This is a genomic window from Paenisporosarcina sp. P5_A11, from assembly GCF_056400705.1.
This window is the reverse complement of record NZ_JBFUKT010000363.1, coordinates 1-1088: the sequence shown is the minus strand read 5'-3', so window position 1 is coordinate 1088 and position 1088 is coordinate 1. Positions and strand designations below refer to the sequence as shown.

At 31.8% G+C, this 1088-nt stretch carries 1 protein-coding gene; it reads right to left on the bottom strand.

Annotation, left to right across the window (positions count from 1 at the left end):
* Nucleotides 1–123: 123 nt before the first annotated feature.
* Nucleotides 124–315: an iron transporter gene (locus AC1DOS_RS20265; RefSeq protein ID WP_477538932.1), complete on the bottom strand. Its 192-nt coding sequence runs from the start codon at nt 313–315 to the stop codon at nt 124–126.
* Between the last annotated feature and the right edge of the window lie 773 nt (nt 316–1088).

Here is a 1088-nt window from a genome sequence, read left to right as displayed (position 1 = left end):
GCATAGGGCRACGATTTCTGCTCGTATTTATTTATTTACTTTTGAGCCTCATCATACTTAAATTCCCACTTTAAAGTCATTGGTTCATAGAACTTTTTAACATCTTCACCGTGACGAGATAAATCAGGTTCGCCTGATTTGAAAAGTTAATTCATAATTTCCGGGTTCTGGTAATAAAACATTAGAGGCATAATGTGGGTCACCTGCTACCATTTGAAACAATTGCCCTTTTTCTACATCCTCATTTGTATCAAGATTATGTATCTTATAGTCAATTGTTAGATATGGAATTGCTCTCTTTCCCCCGCCTGCCATGAAACACGTTTATTCGAGATACACACGTAACACTACTAAGAGTATAGAAATATTATTATTTTTCCTTAAAGCTTCGATACCATGTTTTCCTCCTATAATTCAATATAATAAGTACAAAAAATATCATAACACAATTGATAATGATTTTCATTGTCAATTAATGTGTAAAAAAACCTCTTACTACAGAGGTAACATAGTCCCTGTTAAAGTAGAAAGAGATGTTGGTTTATACAATTCTAGTTGGGGTATCCCCAACATTTTGACATGAAACCCATACAAATACATTTATTGGAAACAAAAAGTCTGTTTTCCCAAAGTTAAGGAGAAAATAGACTTAATTTGTCTTCTTCAGTTGTATTAAAACTTACGTATTGTAATATCCATCTGTAATTCAACATCTTTATTGTCAATTCGCAATTAAAGAAGGATGATTTAAAAACCAATTTTTCACACTGCGATCTTCTATAAAAAAGTGCCGAAGCACTTTTTTCTCAATAACACAAATTAGATTTAAGCATCAATATTGAAGAACGGAAGAATATCGTCAAATAGCATAAGAGTAATTTCGTTATCAGTAGTTGTTGTAAACTCTACCTTGCCGATTTCCCCATCCTGATTTGGTACATTAAAGAATCGATAATTGTGTAAATGAATATCGAAGGCATGACATTACAAATATCATTAACTACCATAAAGTAGTTCAACAAAAAAATCGTATCTGCTTAGTTTGAAACCTCTACGAATAGAGATTAAGCTATTCACTAATCATCTTG